Origin of the sequence: Pseudoalteromonas sp. T1lg76, from assembly GCF_002964725.1 — a bacterium.
Lineage (GTDB): Bacteria > Pseudomonadota > Gammaproteobacteria > Enterobacterales > Alteromonadaceae > Pseudoalteromonas.
Window position 1 is genome coordinate 1 of record NZ_PQCE01000068.1, and the last position, 1,130, is coordinate 1,130.

Annotated in this window: 1 protein-coding gene; it reads right to left on the bottom strand. The window is 47.6% G+C overall.

The features are described 5' to 3' along the window. Positions 1-1,130, bottom strand: a 1,130-nt coding sequence (gene tuf, locus C2M35_RS15185; protein WP_105258440.1) for an elongation factor Tu, incomplete at its 3' end; no start/stop codon positions are given.

Consider the following 1,130-nt stretch of genomic DNA (forward strand, 5'->3'; position numbering starts at 1 on the left):
ATCGCGAAACGTAGACCTTCGTCCATCGCGATTGGGCAGATTAGTTCAACAGTCATCTTGATGTTGTCGCCAGGCATTACCATTTCTACGCCGTCTGGTAGTTGGATGTCACCAGTTACGTCAGTTGTACGGAAGTAGAACTGTGGACGGTAGCCTTTGAAGAATGGCGTGTGACGGCCACCTTCGTCTTTAGATAGTACGTATACTTCTGCTTCGAACTTAGTGTGCGGGTTGATTGAACCAGGAGCAGCTAGTACTTGACCACGCTCAACTTCGTCACGCTTAGTACCACGTAGAAGGGCACCGATGTTCTCACCAGCACGACCTTCGTCTAGAAGCTTACGGAACATTTCTACACCAGTACAAGTTGTCTTCGTAGTTTCTTTGATACCTACGATTTCAACTTCGTCGTTCACGTTGATGATACCGGCTTCAACACGACCAGTTACAACTGTACCACGACCCTGGATTGAGAATACGTCTTCGATAGGCATGATGAATGGCTTATCGATGTCACGCTCTGGCTCTGGGATGTAAGTATCTAGGGCTTCTGCAAGCTCGATGATCTTGTCTTCCCACTCTTTCTCGCCTTCAAGCGCTTTAAGAGCTGAACCTTGGATTAGAGGTAGGTCGTCACCTGGGAAATCGTACTCAGAAAGAAGTTCACGAACTTCCATTTCTACTAGCTCTAGTAGTTCTTCGTCGTCAACCATGTCACATTTGTTCATGAATACGATGATGTAAGGTACACCAACCTGACGAGAAAGTAGGATGTGCTCACGAGTCTGAGGCATAGGACCGTCAGTCGCAGCTACTACTAGGATCGCGCCGTCCATCTGAGCAGCACCAGTGATCATGTTTTTAACGTAGTCAGCGTGTCCAGGACAGTCAACGTGCGCGTAGTGGCGAGTTGGAGTGTCGTACTCAACGTGTGAAGTTGAGATTGTGATACCACGCTCACGCTCTTCTGGAGCGTTATCGATTGATGCGAAGTCTTTAGCTGTACCACCGTATACTTTTGCAAGTACGTTAGTGATTGCTGCAGTTAGAGTTGTTTTACCGTGGTCAACGTGGCCGATTGTACCAACGTTTACGTGCGGTTTTACGCGTTCAAACTTTTCTTTTGCCAT